Annotated in this window: 15 protein-coding genes and 1 tRNA gene; 8 read left to right on the top strand and 8 right to left on the bottom strand. The window is 71.1% G+C overall.

The features are described 5' to 3' along the window. Positions 1 to 77: 77 nt before the first annotated feature. A complete protein-coding gene (locus ABZW17_RS24865; protein WP_354818640.1) occupies positions 78 to 1,259 on the bottom strand; it encodes an MFS transporter in 1,182 nt (393 codons plus the stop codon). Positions 1,260 to 1,311: 52 nt separating this feature from the next. Here ABZW17_RS24865 and ABZW17_RS24860 point away from each other — a divergent pair, with 52 nt between their 5' ends. The 3 genes from ABZW17_RS24860 (at position 1,312) to ABZW17_RS24850 (ending at position 4,088) form a co-directional block, all read left to right on the top strand. Then, positions 1,312 to 2,400, top strand: coding sequence for a substrate-binding domain-containing protein (locus ABZW17_RS24860; protein WP_354818637.1), 1,089 nt, complete (start codon positions 1,312 to 1,314; stop codon positions 2,398 to 2,400). A gap of 177 nt (positions 2,401 to 2,577) precedes the next feature. Next, on the top strand, positions 2,578 to 2,952 hold the full coding sequence (locus ABZW17_RS24855; protein ID WP_354818634.1) for a peptidase inhibitor family I36 protein: 375 nt from the start codon (positions 2,578 to 2,580) through the stop codon (positions 2,950 to 2,952). A gap of 1,059 nt (positions 2,953 to 4,011) precedes the next feature. Then, positions 4,012 to 4,088, top strand: a tRNA-Arg gene (locus tag ABZW17_RS24850). A 1,151-nt stretch (positions 4,089 to 5,239) separates the two neighbouring features. Here the strand turns inward: ABZW17_RS24850 and ABZW17_RS24845 are convergent. Both ABZW17_RS24845 and ABZW17_RS24840 read right to left on the bottom strand, forming a co-directional pair. Beyond that, complete coding sequence (locus ABZW17_RS24845) at positions 5,240 to 6,265, bottom strand: NAD-dependent epimerase/dehydratase family protein (protein WP_354818631.1); 1,026 nt, start codon at positions 6,263 to 6,265, stop codon at positions 5,240 to 5,242. A gap of 67 nt (positions 6,266 to 6,332) precedes the next feature. Further along, positions 6,333 to 7,514 carry an acyl-CoA dehydrogenase family protein gene (locus ABZW17_RS24840; RefSeq protein WP_354818777.1) on the bottom strand — a complete coding sequence of 394 codons (1,182 nt, stop codon included), beginning with the start codon at positions 7,512 to 7,514 and terminating at the stop codon, positions 6,333 to 6,335. A gap of 211 nt (positions 7,515 to 7,725) precedes the next feature. Between ABZW17_RS24840 and ABZW17_RS24835 the strand changes: the two genes are divergently transcribed. Both ABZW17_RS24835 and ABZW17_RS24830 read left to right on the top strand, forming a co-directional pair. After that, entirely contained in the window at positions 7,726 to 9,297 is a 1,572-nt protein-coding gene (locus ABZW17_RS24835; RefSeq protein ID WP_354818628.1) for a 4-hydroxyphenylacetate 3-hydroxylase N-terminal domain-containing protein, read from the top strand. Positions 9,298 to 9,365: 68 nt separating this feature from the next. Beyond that, positions 9,366 to 10,733: a condensation domain-containing protein gene (locus ABZW17_RS24830; RefSeq protein ID WP_354818625.1), complete on the top strand. Its 1,368-nt coding sequence runs from the start codon at positions 9,366 to 9,368 to the stop codon at positions 10,731 to 10,733. Between the two features lie 68 nt (positions 10,734 to 10,801). Here the strand turns inward: ABZW17_RS24830 and ABZW17_RS24825 are convergent, their stop codons facing one another. The 5 genes from ABZW17_RS24825 to hppD are packed head-to-tail and all read right to left on the bottom strand — an operon-like array spanning position 10,802 to position 16,530. Then, complete coding sequence (locus tag ABZW17_RS24825) at positions 10,802 to 12,145, bottom strand: extracellular solute-binding protein (protein ID WP_354818622.1); 1,344 nt, start codon at positions 12,143 to 12,145, stop codon at positions 10,802 to 10,804. 16 nt (positions 12,146 to 12,161) lie between these two features. Further along, complete coding sequence (locus tag ABZW17_RS24820; protein WP_354818619.1) at positions 12,162 to 12,386, bottom strand: MbtH family protein; 225 nt, start codon at positions 12,384 to 12,386, stop codon at positions 12,162 to 12,164. A 19-nt stretch (positions 12,387 to 12,405) separates the two neighbouring features. Beyond that, complete coding sequence (locus ABZW17_RS24815; protein ID WP_354818617.1) at positions 12,406 to 14,166, bottom strand: non-ribosomal peptide synthetase; 1,761 nt, start codon at positions 14,164 to 14,166, stop codon at positions 12,406 to 12,408. Positions 14,167 to 14,183: 17 nt separating this feature from the next. Beyond that, the gene (locus ABZW17_RS24810; protein WP_354818614.1) at positions 14,184 to 15,458 is read right to left on the bottom strand and encodes an NAD(P)/FAD-dependent oxidoreductase; all 1,275 of its coding nucleotides are present in this window, start codon (positions 15,456 to 15,458) and stop codon (positions 14,184 to 14,186) included. Between the two features lie 34 nt (positions 15,459 to 15,492). Continuing rightward, on the bottom strand, positions 15,493 to 16,530 hold the full coding sequence (hppD, locus tag ABZW17_RS24805; protein ID WP_354818611.1) for a 4-hydroxyphenylpyruvate dioxygenase: 1,038 nt from the start codon (positions 16,528 to 16,530) through the stop codon (positions 15,493 to 15,495). Positions 16,531 to 16,745: 215 nt separating this feature from the next. On the opposite strand from hppD, the gene ABZW17_RS24800 reads away from it, so the two are divergent. The 3 genes from ABZW17_RS24800 (at position 16,746) to ABZW17_RS24790 (ending at position 20,363) form a co-directional block, all read left to right on the top strand. Beyond that, positions 16,746 to 17,561, top strand: a complete 816-nt coding sequence (locus tag ABZW17_RS24800; protein WP_354818608.1) for a methyltransferase domain-containing protein — start codon at positions 16,746 to 16,748, stop codon at positions 17,559 to 17,561. Positions 17,562 to 17,770: 209 nt separating this feature from the next. Continuing rightward, positions 17,771 to 19,015, top strand: coding sequence for an acyl-CoA dehydrogenase family protein (locus ABZW17_RS24795; protein WP_354818605.1), 1,245 nt, complete (start codon positions 17,771 to 17,773; stop codon positions 19,013 to 19,015). A gap of 91 nt (positions 19,016 to 19,106) precedes the next feature. After that, positions 19,107 to 20,363, top strand: coding sequence for a cytochrome P450 (locus tag ABZW17_RS24790; RefSeq protein ID WP_354818602.1), 1,257 nt, complete (start codon positions 19,107 to 19,109; stop codon positions 20,361 to 20,363). Positions 20,364 to 20,399: the final 36 nt, after the last annotated feature.

The raw sequence follows: 20,399 nt of genomic DNA, 5'->3' as shown, positions 1-20,399 counted from the left end.
TCGCGCACCGGGAGACTGTCAACGCCCTCGCCGTGGCGAAAACGGCAGCTGCGGCACGGATTTCGTGCCCTCGGGCGTCATCGGCCGATCATCGCGTCCGCTTCTTCCCGTCGTCGCGACCGCCGGGCGGCGACGGCGGCGGGCAGGATCAGCGCCGCGACGAGCGCGGCGAAACCGAACGCGACGGCGTAGCCGGCCACCTGCGCGATGCCGCCGACGATCGGCGGGCCACCGAGGAACCCGGTGTAGGCGATGGCCGTGACGAAGCCGATCTCGCGCTCGCCGCCCGTGCCGTCGCCGCGCTTGCCCGCGTCCCCGGCGAGGCTGAGGGCGAGCGGGAACGACGCCGCGAGCCCGGCGCCGGCCAATGCGAAGCCGAGGTAGCCCGCGGCGGCGGCCGGGATCGCGGCCGCGGCGAGCAGGCCGGCCGCGGCCAGCGCGGCGCCCGCGGCGAGGCAGCGCGTGGGGCCGAACCGGCGTTGCGCCCACGGCCCCGCCAGCCGGGTCAGCGCCATGACCAGCTGGAACCCGGCGAACGCGAGCGCCGCGGCGCCCTGGCCGACGCCGCGTTCGACGGTCATCAGCAGCGCGGACCAGTCCGAGGAGGCGCCTTCGGCGATGGCCGAGCACAGCGCGACCGCGGCGAGCAGCCACAGCACCGGACGGCGGATCGGCGCGCGGCCGGGCTTTTCGGCGGGCGTTCCGGAGGGGGCGGGCCGGATGCCCGGGACGGCGCGGACGATCACCAGCAGGATCGCGACGGCGACGACGGCGGCCACGCTGAGGTGGCGCGCCGGGGACCAGCCGTGGCCGGCGGCGAGGCCCGCGGCCAGCGAACCGGCGAGCGCGCCGAAGCTGAACCCGGCGTGGAACACCGACATGATCGGCCGGCCGAGCCGTCGTTCGACCGCCACGCCGGCGACGTTCATCGCGACGTCGAGCATCCCGACGCTCGCGCCGATCACCAGCAGGGCCCCGGCCAGCAGCGGAACGGTGGGCGCGAAGCCGATCAGGACCAGCGAGACGGCGGCCATGGCGGTGCTCCCCGCGACGACCGCCCGGGCGCCCGACCGCTCGATCAGCCGTCCGGCCACCGAGGCCGCGGCGAGCATCCCGGCGCTGGCGCCGAGCAGCGCGAGACCGAACACGCCCGGCGAGGCGTGCACGTGGGCGGACAGTGCGGGCGTGCGTGAGGCCCAGGAGCCCAGCGCGAGGCCGTTGAGCGCGAACACGGCGAAGACGGCGGTCCGGTCCTGCATGCTCTTCAGCGTGACTGAAGCGCTTCAGAATGTCCACGGCTAGACTGCGCGAATGACCCGGCGGCGCCGTCCCACGCTCGACGACGTGGCCCTCGCCGTCGGTGTCTCGCGAGCCACCGTCTCGAACGCCTACAACCGGCCTGACCAGCTGTCCGCGCGGCTGCGGGACGAGGTGCTGCGGATGGCCGCCGAGCTGGGCTACGCCGGCCCGGACCCCACCGCGCGCAGCCTCGCGACCAGCCGGACGGGCGCGATCGCGGTGCTGCTCGACACGTCGCTGTCGACGGCGTTCTCGGACCCGGCGCTGTCGCTGACGCTGGACGCGCTGGCCCGTGTGGTCGATCCGCGGGGGCACGCGCTGCTGCTCCTGCCGGGTGGCGCGGGCGGCGGGCCGCCCGCCGAGCGGGTGCTGGCCGCGCAGGCCGACATCGCGGTCGCGTATTCGCTGGCCGACGGCGTCCCGGCGCTGGATTCGGTGCGGACGCGCGGGCTGCCGCTGGTGGTGATCGACCAGCCGCTGGTGCCGGGCGCGGCGCGGATCGGCTGCCAGGACCGGCTCGGTGCGGCGCTGGCCGCGCGGCACCTGCGGGAGCTGGGGCACCGGCGGTTCGGGATCTTCGCCGCGCACAGCCACGTGCGGCCGGGCGGGGGTGCGTTGACCGCTTCGGAGGCTGCGGGGGCCGCCTTTCGCGACACGCGGGAGCGACTGGGCGGCTACCTGGGTGAGCTGCCGTCGTGCGAAGTCGTGCTGCACGAGGCCGCGGGGTTGAGCGCGGAGAGTGCGCTGGACGGGGCGTTCGCGCTGCTGGGGGCGTCGCCGCGGCCGAGTGCGGTGCTGTGCATGTCCGACCAGCTCGCGCTGGCGGTGCTGGCGGCGGCGCGGCAGCTGGGGATCGACGTGCCGGGGGAGCTTTCGGTGGTGGGCTTCGACGACAGCCCGCCGGCGTCGTGGTCGTCGCCGCCGTTGACCACGGTGCGGCAGGATCTCGCGGCCAAGGGGCGGATCGCCGGGGAGCTGGTGCTTTCGCTGCTGGACTCTGCTGCTCCTTCTGCTGCTTCTGCTTCTGCTTCTGCTGCCGCCTCGGCCTCGGCGGAGGTGCCGGTTTCGCTGGTGGTGCGGGGCAGCACGGGCCCCGCGTAACACCGTTCCCCCGTTCCCGCAAGACCCGATCGCGAACCTGTGGACAACCATTCCCGCACCGCCCGGTTGTCCACAGATCCGAAATTGCGGGCTGACAGATCCCCCACCACCCGCCAATCTGAAATCACACGTTCACCGCGGCCCGCAAGAGCCGCGATTCCGGAGGGGAAATCCACCATGTCCGCACTTCGTCTTCGTTCCCGCCTGCCCCACATCGTGGTCCTGGCCATGATCGGCCTGTTGACCAGCGTCGGAGCCGCCCAGGCCGACACCGACCCCGGCTGCCGCAAGGGCGAGTTCTGCGTGTGGCCGTCCGACGGCTACGGCGGGAAAATCCAGCGTTTCGACCTGCGCTCGGCCAATACCGAGGAATGCCTGCCCCTGCCGGAAGGATTCGACGGGTCGTCGTTCGCGAATCTGATGACCCGCGATGTCACGGTGTACCAGGACAGCGAATGCTCGACCGAGGGAGATTTCGTCACCTACCCGGGTGGCGGCACGTACGTGCCGAACGCCCCGTTCCTCGTCCGCGGCATCCAGATCTGGGAGTGACCCCCTGACCCGGGCCCGCCCGCCGTCCGCTCCAGGGGGAGAGCCGGCTCGCGGCGGCGGCCGAGCCCGACCGGGGCCGCTCCCCCGCAGCGGCCCCACCCCGTGGGCGCGCCCCAGCGGCGGGGCGCGCCCACGGGCTTCCCAAAGCGCCCATCGCGCCAGCTCCGCCCGCTGCGGCGGGCAAGGGCGGCACGTGGACGCCCGCGGCTCCAAGGGGCGTTTCGCGGGCCGGACATCGGGCCAGTTCCTTACCCGCTGCAGCAGGTAAGAGCGGCGCATGGCCACCCACGGCTCCGAGGGGCGATTCAACGCCGGAGATCACACGCCCCACCGCGGCGAGCAAGGAGCAGCACATGACCACCCCAGAGCTCCAAGCGGCGCCGCGCGGGCCGGACATCCCACACCGCACCGACCCCACCCATTACGGCGAGCAAGGAGCAGCGCATGGCCACCCACGGCTCCGAACGGCGCCTCCCTGCCCCTGAGTGGACCCCTGGCGTGTGCAGCGGTCACCAAGGACTCGGGGAAGTCTGGCGGGCTCTCGGAGACCCTGTGGCCGCGTTTGCGGACCGCAGCCGGCTCCAAGGTCGCCACCGCAGGCCTTCGCCCTGCGCAGGGCGGTCATCGAGGGGGCCGTGAAGCAGCCTTGCAGGCTCGGTGCCCACCCGCGGGCGCCGGAAGGCGTCTTGGCAGGCAGGGACCCTGAACAGAGCCCTGCTTCCACGGAAATCGCGACGAGGCAGGCCCCGCCCGTTGCGGCGGGCAAGCAGCGGCGCGTGGACGCCCACGGCGCTGCCTGCCCGGCCGCAGGTCGCGGGCGAGCAGGGTTCTGGCTGGACCGAGCAAGAGCCTTCTGACCGTCAGATTACAGGTTCCGGCGGCGGGGAGAAGCCCACTCGGTGACGCTCAGCACTTCCCCGGACACAGGAGGAGGGTCCGCACCACTTTCGCGAATTACGTCGAACGAGACCTGAAACGATTCGCCGGTGTCGAACGATCGAGTGGATGGTGACGACTAAGCTGCCAGTGCCGGGTTACCGGCAGCGGCCGTCGGCGCGGGCCCTCGTAGCTCAGCTGGATAGAGCAAGAGCCTTCTAATCTCTAGGTCGCAGGTTCGAGTCCTGCCGGGGGCGCCACCAGGGAAGACGCCGTGCGCAGCCGCGCACGGCGCACCCCGGGCCGGTGACCGGCCCCACAGCTCGGCCCGCGATTTTGCTCCCACTGTGGACGGTCCCGTTTCTCGCTCGATCCGTGCAACGGACTCCGGAAGGCGCACCGCGTAAGCGCCCAGGTGGCCCAACGAACCTGGAACGAGTTCTTCCCGAGACAACCTTGTTATCCAACCGATCGAGCGACCCCAAAACCACACGATCGAGTGAACCCCGCAACGGACAGGCCCCCAGGTGAACCCCGAAATCCCAGGCGGCCGCCACCACCGGCGCCGGCAGAACACCACGACCCGCGCAACGCTCGACGAAGCACGCCGAGCAGGTCTGGTCCAACGCCATTTGACGAAGCTCCGGTACCTGGCCGACCGCGCCCGCGCCTCACCGGAACCCGAACTGCCGGCACCGGAGACCCCGACCGACCCCCGGCCCTCCACATCGGACGCGGCCTGACAGAAGGCTTCGGGCCAGCGCGCCACGCTGAGCCCGCCTTCGGGCAGCGCATCCGCTGGTTCCGGGGTGAAGGCCCGGCGAACCTGCCGAGGCCCGGGAGGGCCCCGGCCCGCATGCCCCAGCGGGCCGGGGCCGCTCGAACTCTCGGTCGCGCACCCGCCAGCCGACGACCGGCGGGCGCACATCGTGCCTTTCGCAGCCAATCAGCGGGCCGGCGCCTGCTACGAGCGCGAAGGCGGCGCTGTCGTCCGGAGACCGAAGAGCCCGGGGGGCTGGCGGCCGGACAGCCGGGCGGCCCGGGAACCGGGGCTGGGAGCTGGGAGCGACCAAGGCACGAGGCGAGCGGCCGCCAGTCAAATGGACCGGACCACTGAAGTCCCGCGGTCTTGCCCCGCGGTCTTGCCCCGCGGCCTTATCCCGCGGCCTTATCCCGCGGCCTTATCCCGCGGCTTTGTCCCGCGACCTTGCACTGCGACCTTGTCCCGCGGCGTTGCGCCGCGGTCTTGGCCCCGCGGCTTGTCCCGCGACCCTTGCGCTGCGGCCTTGTCTCCCGACCATGCCCCCCCCCGTGCCGAGCTGGCCGACGGCCACCTCGTGCGGCAGCGCCGACCGCAACCCGAGCACACCACCGTGGCGAAAGCCCGCGACCCCACTCACGGCAACCCAGCTCAAGCGGCGCGCAACCCGCCATCCGCCACTGTCCCGGCAGCGCGCGTCGCCAGCAGGCCCTTTCCGTGGAGCCAGCGGATCGTGTCCGCCAGTGTCTCGCTCAACTCCCTGCTCGGCCGGCCGCTCTCCCCCACCCGCGCGTCGCACGCGCACGTGTACATCGCGCCGTACTCCGCTGGGATGTGCCATGGCCAGGCTCGCTGTACCCAGCCCGTCACCACCCCCAGCGGGAGCATCGCGCGGGCCGGCAAATACACCGACGGCAACCTACGTCCCGTCACCTCGCGCAGCGTTGCCACGAACTCGCGCGTGCTCACGTACCTTCCCGGCGCGAAATGGCGGTTGCCCGATGGGCCCGTTCCGGTGATCAATGCCGCGTGGAGGGCCGCCGTGTCTCTGATGTCGCCCATCGGGAGACCGCCCGTCGGCCACACCGGCATCAATCCCCGCAATGTGTTGCGGAGTCTTGTCACCTGGTCGCCCAGCTTCGGGTCGTGGGGGCCCAGCAGGGCCGGTGGGTACGTGATCGTCACCGGTACCCCCGCCGCCTGGTGGGCTCGGGCCACCGACTCCGCCGCCGCCTTGGCCGCCAGGTACCTCTCGCGGGGGTGGCCCACCGGGGTGTCCGGGACCAACGGGCGTCCCGGGGACGGCAACAGCGCTCCGAAACTCGACACGTACACGATCCGGCCGGTTCCCGCCCTGCGGGCCGCCTCCAGGATGCGCTCGGTGCCCGCCACGTTCGTGCGGGACATCTCGCGATGGCTCCGGCTGTCGAAGGAATACACCGATGCCGCGTGCAGGACCGCGTCCGCTCCGCGGAGCAGGCGGTCGGCTCCGAAGCGGTCCAGGACGTTGCCCGTGACCACGTCCACCGCCGCCGGGTTCACGCCCAGCGGGGCCAGTGCTCGCTCCACTGTGGACTCGTCGCGGACGAGGAGCCGGACGCGGTGGCCCGCCTTCACCACCGCCGCCGTCGAATGGGCTCCCACGTAGCCCGTTGCGCCCGTGATGCTGACCAACATCGGACCTCCGGATGACGAACGGGGCCGCCGCCCGCGGGTGCGGGTGGCGGCCCCGGCTCGGTCGGACCTAGATGTAGAGCGTGTTCGGCTCGAGGCCGCACAGCACGCGGCCGTACAGCTCGAAGTTCGTGTTCGGGTGCATCAGCGCGTGCTGGTTGACCGTCAGGATGTCACGGTGGAAGCGCTGGATCGGGATTCCCTTGTAGATGGACGTCCCGCCGCTCGCGTTGGCCAGGATGCCGATCGCCTCCTTGGCCAGCTGGATCACGCTGCCGACGTCGGCGCGGGTGCGGGCGCGCTCCTCGAGCTTCCACTCGGTGCCCTCCGTGCACTTGCGGTCCACCAGATCACCCGCACGCCAGGCGTGGAACGCCGCCTGGTCCGTCTTCAACGCCGCCTCGGCCACCTGGAAGTGCGTGATCGGGGCCTCGCGCTGGCTGTCGTAGTTGGTGTACGTGATCTTGCGTTCCGGCAGGCGGTCGAGGAACACGTCCATCGCGCCGCGGGCCATGCCGACGATCGCGCCCGTGGACGAGGCCGCCGCGACCGGCATCAGGGGGGCCCGGTAGATCGGGGAGTTCGCGTTGCGCTTGGACGCGCTCTGGCCGGACAGCACCACCGGCAGCGGCAGGACCCGCTCCTGCGGGACGAACAGGTCCTTCGCGAACGTGCTGATGCTGCCCGTGCCGCGCAGGCCCGAGGTGTCCCAGTCGTCCATCACCAGCAGGTCCGACAGCGGCACCAGCGCCATCACCGGGTACGGCTCGCCGTCCGGCGGGACCAGGATCGCGATGATCTCCTGCCACTGCGCGTGGTGGGCGCCGCTGATGAAGCCCCACTTGCCGTTCACCGTGATGCCGCCCTCGACCGGGGTGGCCATCGCCGACGGGCTCAGCGTGCCGCAGATGCGCGTGTCCGGGGTCGCGAACACCTCTTCCTGGACCTCGTCCGGGAACTGGCACGCCATCCAGGTCGGGATCCAGTACACCGAAGCGACCCAGGCCGTCGAGGGGCAGCCGCGGCCAAGCTCGGTCGCGACCTCGGTGAGCGTCGTGGTGTCGGCCTCGTAGCCGCCGAAGTGCTTGGGGCGCCGCAACTTGAAGACCCCGGCGTCGGCCAGGGCCTCGATGGTCTCTTCCGGCAGCCGGCGGTTTTCCTCGGCCCACAGCGACTGCTTGCGCAGGGACGGGATCAGCTCCGACACCTTGCGCACGATTTCCTCGCGCGTGGGGATCGTCGTGGCCAAGATATCCTCCAAAGGGAACGGACAAAAGCGCGAGGTGTCCACGGACATTCCGGGTTCGAGACTGCCCCCGGGGACCCGCGTCGCGCATCTCCTCCTTTGCGGCCGGGCCCCGCCGGTCCCGCGCAGGCGCAACCACCGCATTCCCAAGGATGTCAGCCCGGATGAGCCGGTGTGATGCTCGGAGCCGAGCGAGTTCGCCGAAGGGGTGACAGGCATGCCAGCTGACGACACCGGTGCGCACATGGCGGGGCAGACCCGGCCGCTGACCGGGGCCGAATACATCGAAAGCCTGCGCGACGACCGGGAAATCTACCTCTACGGTGAGCGGGTCAAGGACGTGACCCAGCACCCCGCGTTCCACAACCCGGTGCGGATGACGGCCCGGCTCTACGACGCGCTGCACGACCCGCAGTACCGCGACGTCCTCACCACCGCCACCGACGCGGGCGGCCCCGGCGGGTACACCCACCGCTTCTACACCACGCCGCACAGCGCCGACGACCTCGTCGCCGACCAGCAGGCCATCGCCCAGTGGGCGCGGCTGAGCTACGGCTGGATGGGGCGCTCGCCGGACTACAAGGCGTCGTTCCTCGGGACGCTCGGCGCGAACGCCGACTTCTACAACCCCTTCGCCACCAACGCCCGCCGGTGGTACAAGGAGTCGCAGGAAAAGGTCCTGTACTGGAACCACGCGATCGTGCACCCGCCGGTGGACCGGGACCGGCCGCCGGACGAGGTCGCCGACGTCTTCGTCCACGTCGAACGCGAGACCGACAACGGCGTGATCGTGTCCGGGGCCAAGGTCGTGGCGACCGGGTCGGCGCTGACGCACTACAACTTCATCGCCCACTACGGGCTGCCGATCAAGGACCGCAAGTTCGCCATCGTGGCCACCGTGCCGATGAACGCCCGCGGGATGAAGCTGATCTGCCGCCAGTCCTACACCGCCGCGTCCGCGCTGACCGGCAGCCCGTTCGACTACCCGCTCTCCTCGCGGCTCGACGAGAACGACACCATCCTCGTCCTCGACAAGGTCCTCATCCCGTGGGAGAACGTCTTCATCTACGGGGACGTCGCCAAGGTCGGCATGTTCACCGGCCACTCCGGCTTCATCGAGCGGTTCACCTTCCACGGCTGCACGCGCCTCGCGGTGAAGTTCGAGTTCCTCGCCGGCCTGCTGGCCAAGGCGCTCGAACTCACCGGCGTCAGCGACTTCCGCGGCGTGCAGACCCGCCTCGGCGAAGTCCTCGCGTGGCGCAACCTGTTCTGGGGCCTGTCCGACGCGGCCGCCCGCAACCCGGTGAAGTGGCGGAACGGCGCGGTGCTGCCGAACCCGCGCTACGGGCTCGCCTACCGGTGGTTCTCCCAGCTCGGGTACGCGCGGCTGCGCGAGATCGCGCTGCAGGACGTCGCCAGCGGGCTCATCTACCTGAACTCGAGCGCGAAGGACTTCCAGAACCCGGAGCTCCGGCCGTACCTGGACAAGTACCTGCGCGGCTCGCACGGCGTCGGATCGGTCGAGCGGGTCAAGGTGATGAAGCTCCTGTGGGACGCGATCGGCACCGAGTTCGGCGGCCGGCACGACCTGTACGAGCGCAACTACGCGGGCAACCACGAAAACACCCGGCTGGAACTGCTGTTCGGCCAGCTGGCCGACGGTCAGGTGGACTCGTACAAGGCCCTCGTCGACCAGTGCCTGAGCGAGTACGACCTCGACGGCTGGCAGGTGCCGGACCTGGCCTCGTTCGAGGAGCTGGGCGCCGCGGGCCGGGACCTGCTGAGCTGAGGCGCACCGGCCGGACCACACGCATCCGAGCACCGATTGTTCGGCGAGCCACGGAAAGGAAGACCACGATGAGTGTTTCGGAACCGGCGCCCGGAGGCGCCCCCTTGTCGACGAACATGCACTTCCTGTGCATGTTCGACAAAGGGCCGGACCAGGGGGTGTTCGGGCCACGGCACATCGTGGCCTCCGGCTGGCGGATCACCGGCGCGGTCGACACCGCCGCGCTGCGGGACGCGCTGGGCGACCTCGTCGTCCGGCACGAGTCGTTGCGCACCAGCATCGTCCGCGACGTCGAGCCGCCCTACCAGCACATCCACCCGCCCTCGACGCCGGTGCTCACCGAGCACGAGCTGACCGGCAGCGGCGCCGAGGAGCGCGAGACCGCCGCGCACGAGTTCCTCAACCGGATCGAGGCCGGCCGGTGCCCGAGCACCGAGCAGCCGCTGGTCCGGGCCGCGCTCGGCCGGTTCGACGACCAGGACTCGGTCCTCGTCATCTACGCCCACCACACGGTGACCGACAGCTGGTCGCTGCAGATCGTCATCCGCGACCTCGCGCAGCTGTACGCCGCCCGGCGCGGCACCGCCGAGGCGCAGCTGCCGGAAATGGCGCAGTACCGCGAATACGCCGAGTGGCAGCAGGAGTACCTGACCAGCGCCCCCGTCGCCAAGGCGCGCGCGTACTGGCGCGAGAAGCTGGCCGGCGCGCAGTTCGCGTCGCTGCCGACCGACCGGACGCGCACCGAAGCCACCGGTGTCTACTCGGTGCACCGCTTCCTCATCGACCGCGAGATCACCGCGGCCACGCAGGCGGTCGCGAAGCAGCTGCGCAGCTCGCCGTTCATGGTGCTGCTCGCCGCGTTCAACCTGCTGACCCGCGAGATCACCGGCACGGACGACCTGACCGTGCCGACCATCACCTCGGGCCGCAGCAACCCCGCGTTCGCCGAGACCGTCGGGCCGTTCTTCAACTTCATGCCGCTGCGCACGGACCTTTCGACCTGCCGCACCTTCCGCGACCTGGTCACGAAGACCCGCGGCACCTGCCTGGAGATGTACTCGCACGAGGTCCCGTTCGGCGAGATCGTCGCCGAGGCGCCGGCCGTGGTCGCCCCGTTCGCCGACTTCACCCAGGCGGTCCAGGCGTTCCAGTGCTTCCAGTTCCCGGTCGGGGTCGAGGGCGCGCCGGTGGGGGACATCGAGATCGCCGAGCTGCGCCGGCGGCTGCTGTCCGACCCGGACACCTCCGACATCCCCGACGGCGTCGTGTGGGCCCTGGACATCGACCCGGAAGGCGACATCGTCGGCAGCGTCCGGTTCAACAGCAACGACTTCGACGCCGCGACACTGGAGGGCCTGGTCACCCGGTACATCGAGCTGCTGCGGGTCGCCGTCGCCGACATGGACGCCCCGTTCGGCACGCCGCTCGCCGCGTAACGACCGCGAACGGCGAAAATCCCGTCCGGCGATCCGCCGGACGGGATTTTTCGTGCGTGGCCGGGAGGTCAGCCGGCCTGGAGGGCCTCCGGCGTCACCGGCGGGTAGGCCAGGCACGCCTCGTTGTACCGGTCGAGCCGGGCCTGCGCGCGCTCGGTCGCCGTCCGCAGCCGCTCGGCCGGGTCCGCCCCGGAGAGCAGGACGTCGTGGATCGCCGAGGTCAGCTCCTCGTTGATCCCGTTGATGTCCCCGAGCAGCGCCCCCGTCGCGGCCGGCGTCCGGTCCGACGCCATGACCTGCTCGGCCGCGACGCGGAAGCCGGGCTCCTGGTCCGCCCAGCCGTCGGCGAGGACCTGCTCCCACGCCGGCCGCATCACCGGCAGCGAGCCGGCGTGCAGCCGCCGCACCGCGTGGTCGGGGTTGAGCAGGTGCTGGGTGAAGGCGAGCGCGCCGTCTTCCTTCTCCTTCGGCAGGCCCGCCTTGAGGAACATCGACTGGCCGCCGAGGCTCCGGCCGGCGTACGGCGCCGCCTCGTTGCGGGGCAACGCACCCGTCGTGAGCTCGAACCCGGCCTCGGCGGCCAGGCCCGTCAGGTACGGCCCGGTCGCCGACGACGTGATCACGAACGCGGTCCGCTGCTGCGTGAACGCCTCCATGGCGCCCCAGAAGTCCCGCGGCTCCCCGGTGTAGAGGTAGTGGCCGTCCTGGTGCAGGCGCTGCCACCACCGCGCGTAGGCGACGATTTCGGGCGAGTCGAGGGTCACCCGGGTCGACCGGCCGGACCGGCCGTTGCCGCTGTTGCTCAGCAGCCCGCCCTGCGCGGCCAGCTCCATCTGGATCAGCCAGCCGTGGTTGGGCCAGGCGATCCCGTGGGCCGGGCCGTCCGGGAGCGCGGTGACGGCGGCGCAGGCGTCGGTGAGCTCCTGCCAGGTCGAGGGCAGCCGCTCGACGCCGGCGCGCTGCAGGAGACCCTTGTTGGCGAACAGGATGGCGGTCGACGCCATCGTCGGCATCGACACCAGTTCGCCGCCGCGGCTGTAGTAGTCACGGACGACGGGCACGATGTCGTCGAGGACCACCGGCTCGCCGAGGATCTTCGTGCGGTCGCCGATCGCGCGCTCGAGCGGCACGAACAGTTCCGAGCCGTCGGCGGCGCGCGTGTCGAGCGCCACCTGCCCGGCCGGGAAGTAGTACTCGGCGATGTCCGGCGGGTTCCCCGCCGCCACCGCCTCGGCGACGGCGGCCGGGAGGTCGCGGTACCCGATCTCGCGGATCCGGATCCGGTAGCCGGGGTGCGCCCGCTCGAACGTCTCGGCCGCCGCCTTGACCGGCGCGTTGAAGTCCGGGATCGGGTGATCGGTGAGCCAGACGTCGAGCGTCGTCGTTCCGGCCGGGGCAGCAGCGTCCGACACGGCATCCTCCAAGGGGTCAGTGCGTACTGGTCTGCGCCGCGACGAACTCGGCGACGCGGCGGGGGCGCAGGTCGGTCCAGTTCTCCCGGACGTAGTCGAGGCACTCCTCGCGGCGGGCCGGCCCGTGCGCGACCGTCCAGCCGGCCGGCACCTCGGCGAAGCCCGGCCACAGGGAGTGCTGGTCCTCTTCGTTGCGCAGGACGGTGTAGTGGGCGTCCGGCTCTTCGAACGGGTTGCTCATCGACTCTTCTCCTCCCGGCTCAGGCCGCGGCCGCGGCCGCTTCGCCCTCGATGTGCTTGGCCAGCCCGGCCACGGTCGGCACGTCGAAGAGCACGTTGATCAGCAGGTCGACGTCGAGGTCGGCGCGGATCCGGCTGAGCAGCCGCATCGCCTGCAGCGACTGGCCGCCGAGGTCGAAGAAGCTGTCGTGGATGCCGACCTCGGCCACCTCCAGCACCGAGCCGAAGATCGCGCACAGCTTCTCCTGCAACGGCGTCTCCGGCGGCTGGTAGGCCGAGCTGCTGTCGAAGTCGGGCTCCGGCATCGCCTTGCGGTCGAGCTTGCCGTTGGCGGTCAGCGGCAGCGACGGCAGCTGGACGAACGCGGCCGGGACCATGTAGTCGGGCAGCGTCCCCCGCACGTGCTCGCGCAGCGCGGCGATGTCCAGGTCGCCGGACTCCGGCACGACGTAGGCGACCAGGCGCTTCTCCCCCGCCTCCAGTTCGCGCACCACCACGACGACCTGGGCGAGCCCCGGAAAGCCGGTCAGCGCCGCCTCGACCTCGGCCAGCTCGATCCGGAAGCCGAGGATCTTCACCTGGCTGCTGGCCCGGCCGATGAACTCGATCAGGCCGTCGTCGTCGCGGCGGGCCAGGTCCCCGGTCCGGTACATCCGGGCGCCCGGCTCGCCGTACGGGTCGGCGACGAACTGCTCCGCGGTCAGGTCCGTGCGGCCGAAGTAGCCCCGCGCCACCCCGCGCCCGGCGATGTAGATCTCGCCTTCGATGCCCGGCGGCACCGGCGACAGCCGGTCGTCGAGGATGTGGATCCTGACGTCGTCGAACCCCTCGCCCACCGGCACCAGCTTGCCCGGCCGGTAGGTCGCCGACAGCGGGTTGTGCGCGGAGAACAGGGACGTCTCCGTGACGCCGTACATCGCCCGGATCACGATGTCCGGGCAGACGTCGAACACCCTGCGCACCGCGCCCGGCGCGATCACGTCACCGCCGGTCAGGATCTCCTGCACCCCGGTGAACATCTCCGGGGACTCTTCGGCGAGCACCCGGAAGAGCCCGGCGGTGAGGTGGATCCCGGTGATCTCCTTCTCGGCGATCAGCCGGCGCAGCGTCGCCGGCTCCAGCAGCCCGGCCGGGGCGAGGACGACCTCGCCGCCGTGCAGCAGCGGCATCCAGATCTCGTAGGTCGACACGTTGAACGCGTACGGCGCCACCATCAGCACCCGCGCGTGCCGCTCGAAAGTCCACTGCGGGTTGAAGATCAGCCGCACGACGTCCCGCTGCGTCACCGCGACACCCTTGGGGTGGCCGGTGGACCCCGACGTGTGGATCACGTAGGCCAGCTGGTCGGGGTGGATCGGCACGGCCGGGTCGGTGGCCGGCTGCTCGAGGGTGGCCGGGTCGTCGTCGACGACCACGGTGGGCACCCCCGTCGGCAGCCCGCCGGCGCGCTGGGCGGTGTCGGCGAGCAGCACCGCCACCTCGGCGTGGTCGACGACCCACTGACGGCGTTCGGGCGGGTAGTCCTCGTGCACCGGGACGTAGCAGGCGCCCGACTTGACCGTGGCCAGGATGGCCACGACCAGGTCGATCGACCGCTCCAGCAGCACGGCCACGCGGTCGTCCTGGCGCACCCCGAGGCCGATGAGCCGGTGGGCGAGCCGGTTGGCCCGCTCGTCCAGCTCCCGGTAGGTCAGCTGGACGTCCTCAGTGGACAGTGCCACCGCGTCCGGCGTCCGCGCGACCTGCTCGGCGAACCGCTCGGAGATCACAAACGTTTCCATGTCCGCGCTCCCCATCCCTAGCCGGCCAGCGTGTCCGGCGCCTGCGGTGCGTCCGAGTCGCGGAACGCGCGCAGGGCCAGCGGCCCGTCGAAGATGTCGCGCATCCCGGAGACGCCGGACAGCATCCGCGCGAAGTCGATCTTGCGCGGGCGCTGGCGCTTCGGGTCGATGCTCTGCTGCGCCGCCTCCCAGTAGTCCTCCTTGGACTTGGTGCGGTCGTAGAAGAACCGGACGAACTCCAGCAGCGAGTTGAGGAACTCGCGGTAGTTGCGCTCGTAGCGCTCGTACAGCACCGTTTCCTCGCTCGGGTTGTGCAGCGCGAGGTTGGCCGTCTCGAACAGGCCGAGCGAGCCGCGCAGCGTCAGGCCGACGCCGGTGGACAGCAGCGGGTCGATGAACGCGGCCGCGTCGCCGACCAGGGCCCAGCCGGGGCCGTAGAACTTCTTGCAGGTGTAGGACCAGTCCTTGATCGTGCGGAAACCGCTGACCCGGGTGGCCGGCGCGGTCAGCGAGGTGATCTCGTCGGCCGCGGCGAGCTCGCTCGCGTGCAGCTCCTCCAGCGTCTTGCCCGACTTCTTGAACTGGTCGATGGGCGTCACGTACCCGACGCTCACCGTCCCGTCCGAAAGCGGGATGAACCAGAACCAGCCGTTGGGGCGGTTCTCGGTGAGCGTGTCGCCCCACCGCGTGCCGCTGTAGCGGTTGCAGCCCTGGAAGTACGCCCACACCGCGAGGTTGCGCAGGTCGTTGTGGTACTCGATGAGGTCGAGCTTGCGCGCCAGGAGGTGCTGCTGGCCGGAGGCGTCGACGACCAGCTTCGAGCTGACCGTGGTCGGTTCCGCGTCGCTCTTGCGCAGGTAGCGCACGCCGACGGCGCGGTCGCCTTCGAAGAGCACGTCCTGGACCGAGGCTTCCTCGATGACCAGCGCGCCGAGCTCGCGGGCCCGCGCCAGCAGGACCGAGTCGAAGTCCGCCCGGCGGACCTGGAAGGTGTACTCGTACTCCGAAGCCTCGGTGAACCGGAAGTCCCAGGCACCCTGGTTGCGGCCCCACAGCAGGGTGCCGCCGTACTTGCGGACGTACCCCATCCGGTCCAGCTTGTCACGCAGGCCGAGCGCCTCGATCGTCGGCATCGAGCCGGTGATGAGCGACTCGCCGATGTGGTAGCGGGGGAACTTCTCCTTTTCCAGCACGAGCACCTTGTGGCCCTGCTGGGCCAGCAGCCCGGCGGTCGCCGAACCGCCGGGACCGCCACCGATGACGACGACGTCGAAGTCTTCCTTGCCAGTCATGGTCGAACTTCCTCCGTAAGGTAGCTTCGGGTGCTCAGTCGCCGTTCCGGTGGCGCTGGGTTTCGACGGCTTCGTACAGGGACTTGATGTTCGAGCTGCCGAACGTGCTCGCACCCGCCCGCTCGATGATCTCCAGGAAGATCGTGTTCCGCGGGTGCACCGACTTCGCGAAGATCTGGTACAGCTGGCCGTCGTGGTCCTCGTCGAGCAGGATGTTCAGCGCCCGCAGCTCGTCGACGGTGTGCCGGTCCGGCTGGACGCGCTCGGACAGGAGCGTGTAGTAGGCGTCCGGAGTGGACAGCAGCTCGACGCCGCGCGCACCCAGCTGCCCGACCGTGCCGAGGATGTCGTCGGTGCGCAGGGCCATGTGCTGCACACCCGGGCCGCCGTGGTCCTTCAGGAACTCGTCGACGTGCCCGGATTCCATCGAGGCGTCGGACTCGATCAGGGTCAGCGTCACCGCGCGCGACCTGCTCTGCACGACCTTGATGAACATCGCCTGGTCGCCGGTCTCGATGCGCTCGGCGAGGGTGAGCTCGAAGTCCAGCGCCTGCCGGTAGAACTCGACGGTCTCGTCGAGCCGGCCCGGCTCCACGACGACCGCGAAGTGGTCGACGACGAGCAGGCCGGTGCCGGTGGTGCCGCCCGAGACCGGGGACAGGTCGTACACCTCGTCGACGCCGGAGCCCGCGGGACGCTGCACGAACGTGTGCGTCACGTCGCCGAACCCGATGATCGACGCGGTCACCACGCCGTCGCGTGCGGACGGCGGAGCGACCGGGCGCGCCCCGCCGCGGACGGCCGCTTCGAACGCGGCCGCCGCGTCCGGCACCCGCAGGCCGATGTTGGCCACGCCGTCACCGTGGCGCTCGACGTAGGCCGCCACCGGGTGGTCCTGCGCGACCGGCTGGGTCAGCACCAGGTCGATGCCGCCCTGGCCGACCACGACCGTGCGGACCGGCCCCGGCTCGTCTCTCGAAGTCGCGCGGACCGCGCAGCCGTACCCGTCCACGAGCCACTTGATGGTTCGTTCGATGTCCTCGACGTAGAACTCGACATGATCAATGGTCACGTTTTCGGATGCTCGCGTTCGCGACATCGTCACCCAACCTCCAAAGGAGCCGCCACCGACGGGAAAAACCGGGAACCGTCAGCCATCGACAGTGACAGGCGGCCCCGCGCGGGAGCATCTCTCCGATTGCCGGGACCCCTGCGCACGCGGGGAGACGCCGCCGGCGGACCGCACCGGAATGCTGGGCTGGACCTGACGCCTGACGGGAGAATTCCGTGAGCGAACTGAACTGGACACCGCCCGAGGTCGCTGAGTTCTACGACGGCTCGAGCCCGATGGCCGACAAGTACTACTTCGGCTACCAGCACCTGGGTTACTGGTACGACGACAGCGACGACGCCACGCTCGAGGACGCCACCAAGCGCCTGACCGGCAAGATCGTCGACACCCTCGGCCTGCGCCGGGGCGAGCACCTGCTGGACGCCGGCTGCGGGCTCGGCGCGCCGGCGATCCACATCGCCGGCGAGTACGGTGCCCGCGTCACCGGCATCACGATCAGCCCGGTCGAGGCGTCCCGCGCCGAGGCGCGGGCGCAGGAGAGCGGTGTCTCGGACCTCGTCACGTTCGAGGTCGCCGACTACCACGCGCTGCCGCACGCCGAGAACCACTTCGACGCGGTGGTCGCGATCGAGTCGCTGTTCAACGCCTTCGACCTGGACAAGGCTCTCCTGGAGTTCCACCGGGTGCTCCGGCCGGGCGGCCGCGTCGCCTTCTCGGAGATGATCAAGACGACTTCCGCTTCGCAGGCGAAGAGGCCGTTCCCCCAGGCGCGCGAGCCGATGACGGCCGAGGACTGGACCAAGGCGTTCGAGACCGCGGGTTTCGTGGTCGAGGAGCAGGTCCGGTGCGGCCGCCGCGTGTACGTCAACAGCGGCAAGCGTTACCTGAACCGGCACGACGAGGTCAGCGGCCTGCTCGCCGGCGAGTTCGGCGAGGAGATCACCGCGGACATCCGGAAGGGCATGCAGACCGCCTTCCACCTGGGCCCGGAAGACGTGGACTACTTCATCCTCTGCGCCAGGAAGGCCTGACGAACCTCGGCGGTGCTCCACGGACGGCCGGGTGGCGGACGCCACCCGGCCGTTACGGCTGTCCGCCGAACGGCACCACGACAAGGAATCACACCGGATCTTCGTTTTCCGTAGGAGAACCGGCTCATCGAAGAGCATTTCGGAGGACGTCCGGACAACGTCGCAAATGCGACGCTCAGGACGAACATGCGGGGAAGGAACACCACGACATGACTGCCGCCAGGAGCCTGCCGACCGAAGGCCACCCGTCCCCGCCCGAGCCGGGCCTGACGGCCGAGGAGGTCGTCGCCCGCGCGGCCCGCATCGCGGACCGCGTCGCCGAGCGGCAGCAGGAGACCGAAGAGCGCGGGTACTACGGGCTCGACACCCACAACGAACTCCTCGAAGGCGGGTTCTACCGCCTGCTCGTGCCGAAGCGGTACGGCGGCTACGAATTCGGGCTCGACACCTACGTGCGCGTGGTGTCCGAACTCGCCCGCGGCTGCGCGTCGACGGCGTGGATGTACACCTTCGGCCACTCGCACGCCCACACCGCCGCCACCCTCTTCGGCGAAGAAGCGCAGGACGAGCTGTTCGCCGGCGGCGACTTCATCTCCCCGGCCACGATCGGGCCGGTCGGGATCGCCCAGCCGGCCGAGGACGGCGGCTGGGTCGTCGACGGCGTCCACCGCTACAGCTCGGGTTCCCCGTACGCCACGCACTTCATCGGCCACACGCTCTTCTTCCACGCCGAAGGAGAGCCGCCGGCCCCGCTGCTCTTCGCCGTGCCCCGCGACCAGTGGGAGCGGCTCGACGACTGGGAGGGGCAGCTGGGCCTGAAGGGCAGCGGCTCGCACAGCGTCAAGCTCGACAACGTGCACGTGCCGGCCCACCGCGCGCTGCCCGGCACGCACATGGGCATGAAGTCGGTCGTCGACGGGACGCCCGGGCTCGAGCTGCACGGCAACCCGCTGTACGGCGGCGGGGTGCTCAGCATGATCCAGTTCCAGGTCGGTGCGCTGGCGGTCGGCATGGCCACCGGCGCGCTCGACGAATACGCCCGCCTGATGCGGGAGCGCACCACGATCTACCCGCCGATCGTCCCGCGCAGCGAAGACCCGGACTTCCAGCTCCACTACGGCGAGGCGGCCGGCCGGATCGCCGCCGCGCGGGCCGCGCTCTCGGACGCGGTGCGCCAGTGGCACGAGACCGCGGAGCGCGGGTCCGCCGCGTTCACCCGGGAGGTCGACGTGCGGCTGTCGCTGATCAGCCACGAAGCCCTCCGGCTGGCCTGGAGCGCGGTGTCGGAGAACCTCTTCCCGACCGCCGGCTCGAGCGCCGTGCGGGCGGGCGAGCGGATCGAGCGGATCTGGCGCGACATCTCGACCCTGCACAGCCACGCCGGGGTGAGCCTGTTCCTGGCCAAGGTGGCCCGGCGCGAACTCGCCGCTCTGGACACCGGCGCCGCGCACTGACCCCCCGCGCCGGAGGTCGTTCCCGATCGTCCCGTCGACGCCGAGACCCTTGAAGTTTTCACCGGTCCCAACGCCGAAAAACCCGGAGGCCATGTTGACCACAGAACGCCCCTTCACCTTGGACCCCACGGGCCGGGACATCCACGCCGAAGCCGACCACCTGCGCGGGCTGGGCCCCGCCACCCGGGTCCGGCTCCCGGGTGGCGTGCTGGCCTGGTCGATCAACAGCTACGAGGTCAGCAAGAAGGTGCTGGGCGATCCGAACGTCAGCAAGAGCGCCCGCCGGCACTGGCCGGCGTTCTTCAACGGCGAGGTCGCACCCGACTGGGAGATGATCAGCTGGGTGGCGATGGACAACATCTCCACCACCTTCGGCCAGGACCACCGGCGGCTGCGCCGGCTGACCGGCAAGGCGTTCAACGCCCGCCGGCCGGACGAGGTGCGGCCGCGGGCGCAGGCGATGATCGACGACCTGCTCGACCGGATCGAGGCCGCCGAGGCCGCGGGCGAGGTGGTCGACCTGAAGACGTCGTTCGCCTACCCGCTGCCCGGCATGCTGGTGGCCGAGCTGATCGGCATGTCGGACGAGGCCCGGGTGGCCGCGGCGAAGATGATCGACCTGATGGTCGCCACCAACGTGACCCCGGAGCAGGCGCAGGACACGCTCCTGGGCTGGCGCACGGCGATCGCGAACCTCATCGCGCAGAAGCGCGAGACCCCGGGCCCGGACATCACGAGCGACCTGATCGCCGCGCGCGACGAGGACGGCTCGCGGATGACCGAGCAGGAGATGACCGACACGGTCTTCGCGATCCTCGGCGCCGGCTCCGAGACCACGATCAACTTCATCGACAACGCCGTCACCGCGCTGCTCACCCACCCCGAGCAGCTCGACCTGGTCAAGACCGGCCGCGTCTCGTGGGACGAGGTCATCGAAGAGGTGCTGCGGCTGCAGTCGCCGCTGGCGAGCCTGCCCCTGCGGTTCGCGGTGGAGGACATCGAGCTGGACGGCGTCACCATCCCGCAGGGCGACCCGATCCTGGTCAACTACGCGGCGATCGGCCGGGACCCCGCCCTGCACGGCGAGTCGGCCGCCACCTTCGACATCACGCGCGCGTCGAAGGAGCACCTGTCGTTCGGGCACGGGCCGCACTACTGCCTCGGGGCCGGCATCGCCCGGATGCTGGCCAAGGCGAGCCTGTCCGCGCTGTTCGAGCGCTTCCCCGACCTGACGCTCGCCGTCGACCCGGCCGAGCTCGTCCCCTACCCCAGCTTCATCATGAACGGGCACCGGCACCTGCCCGTCCGGCTTTCGCAGGCACTCCCGGAGCTCCCCGCGGCGGCGTGACCTGACGAAAGGCGGCCGGTGGCCGGGTGCGCTCGC

Source organism: Amycolatopsis sp. NPDC004625, from assembly GCF_040609695.1.
Taxonomy (GTDB): domain Bacteria; phylum Actinomycetota; class Actinomycetes; order Mycobacteriales; family Pseudonocardiaceae; genus Amycolatopsis.
The sequence above is the reverse complement of the archived record's forward strand: the minus strand, read 5'-3'. Positions and strand labels throughout refer to the sequence as shown.

What these genes read in the sequence shown, in the direction of transcription:
- ABZW17_RS24865 (WP_354818640.1), bottom strand. Translation starts at nt 1,259, where the DNA reads ATGCAGGACCGGACCGCCGTCTTCGCCGTGTTCGCGCTCAACGGCCTC.
- ABZW17_RS24860 (WP_354818637.1), top strand. Translation starts at nt 1,312, where the DNA reads ATGACCCGGCGGCGCCGTCCCACGCTCGACGACGTGGCCCTCGCCGTC.
- ABZW17_RS24855 (WP_354818634.1), top strand. Translation starts at nt 2,578, where the DNA reads ATGTCCGCACTTCGTCTTCGTTCCCGCCTGCCCCACATCGTGGTCCTG.
- ABZW17_RS24845 (WP_354818631.1), bottom strand. Translation starts at nt 6,265, where the DNA reads ATGTTGGTCAGCATCACGGGCGCAACGGGCTACGTGGGAGCCCATTCG.
- ABZW17_RS24835 (WP_354818628.1), top strand. Translation starts at nt 7,726, where the DNA reads ATGCCAGCTGACGACACCGGTGCGCACATGGCGGGGCAGACCCGGCCG.
- ABZW17_RS24830 (WP_354818625.1), top strand. Translation starts at nt 9,366, where the DNA reads ATGAGTGTTTCGGAACCGGCGCCCGGAGGCGCCCCCTTGTCGACGAAC.
- ABZW17_RS24820 (WP_354818619.1), bottom strand. Translation starts at nt 12,386, where the DNA reads ATGAGCAACCCGTTCGAAGAGCCGGACGCCCACTACACCGTCCTGCGC.
- ABZW17_RS24815 (WP_354818617.1), bottom strand. Translation starts at nt 14,166, where the DNA reads ATGGAAACGTTTGTGATCTCCGAGCGGTTCGCCGAGCAGGTCGCGCGG.
- ABZW17_RS24810 (WP_354818614.1), bottom strand. Translation starts at nt 15,458, where the DNA reads ATGACTGGCAAGGAAGACTTCGACGTCGTCGTCATCGGTGGCGGTCCC.
- ABZW17_RS24795 (WP_354818605.1), top strand. Translation starts at nt 17,771, where the DNA reads ATGACTGCCGCCAGGAGCCTGCCGACCGAAGGCCACCCGTCCCCGCCC.
- ABZW17_RS24790 (WP_354818602.1), top strand. Translation starts at nt 19,107, where the DNA reads ATGTTGACCACAGAACGCCCCTTCACCTTGGACCCCACGGGCCGGGAC.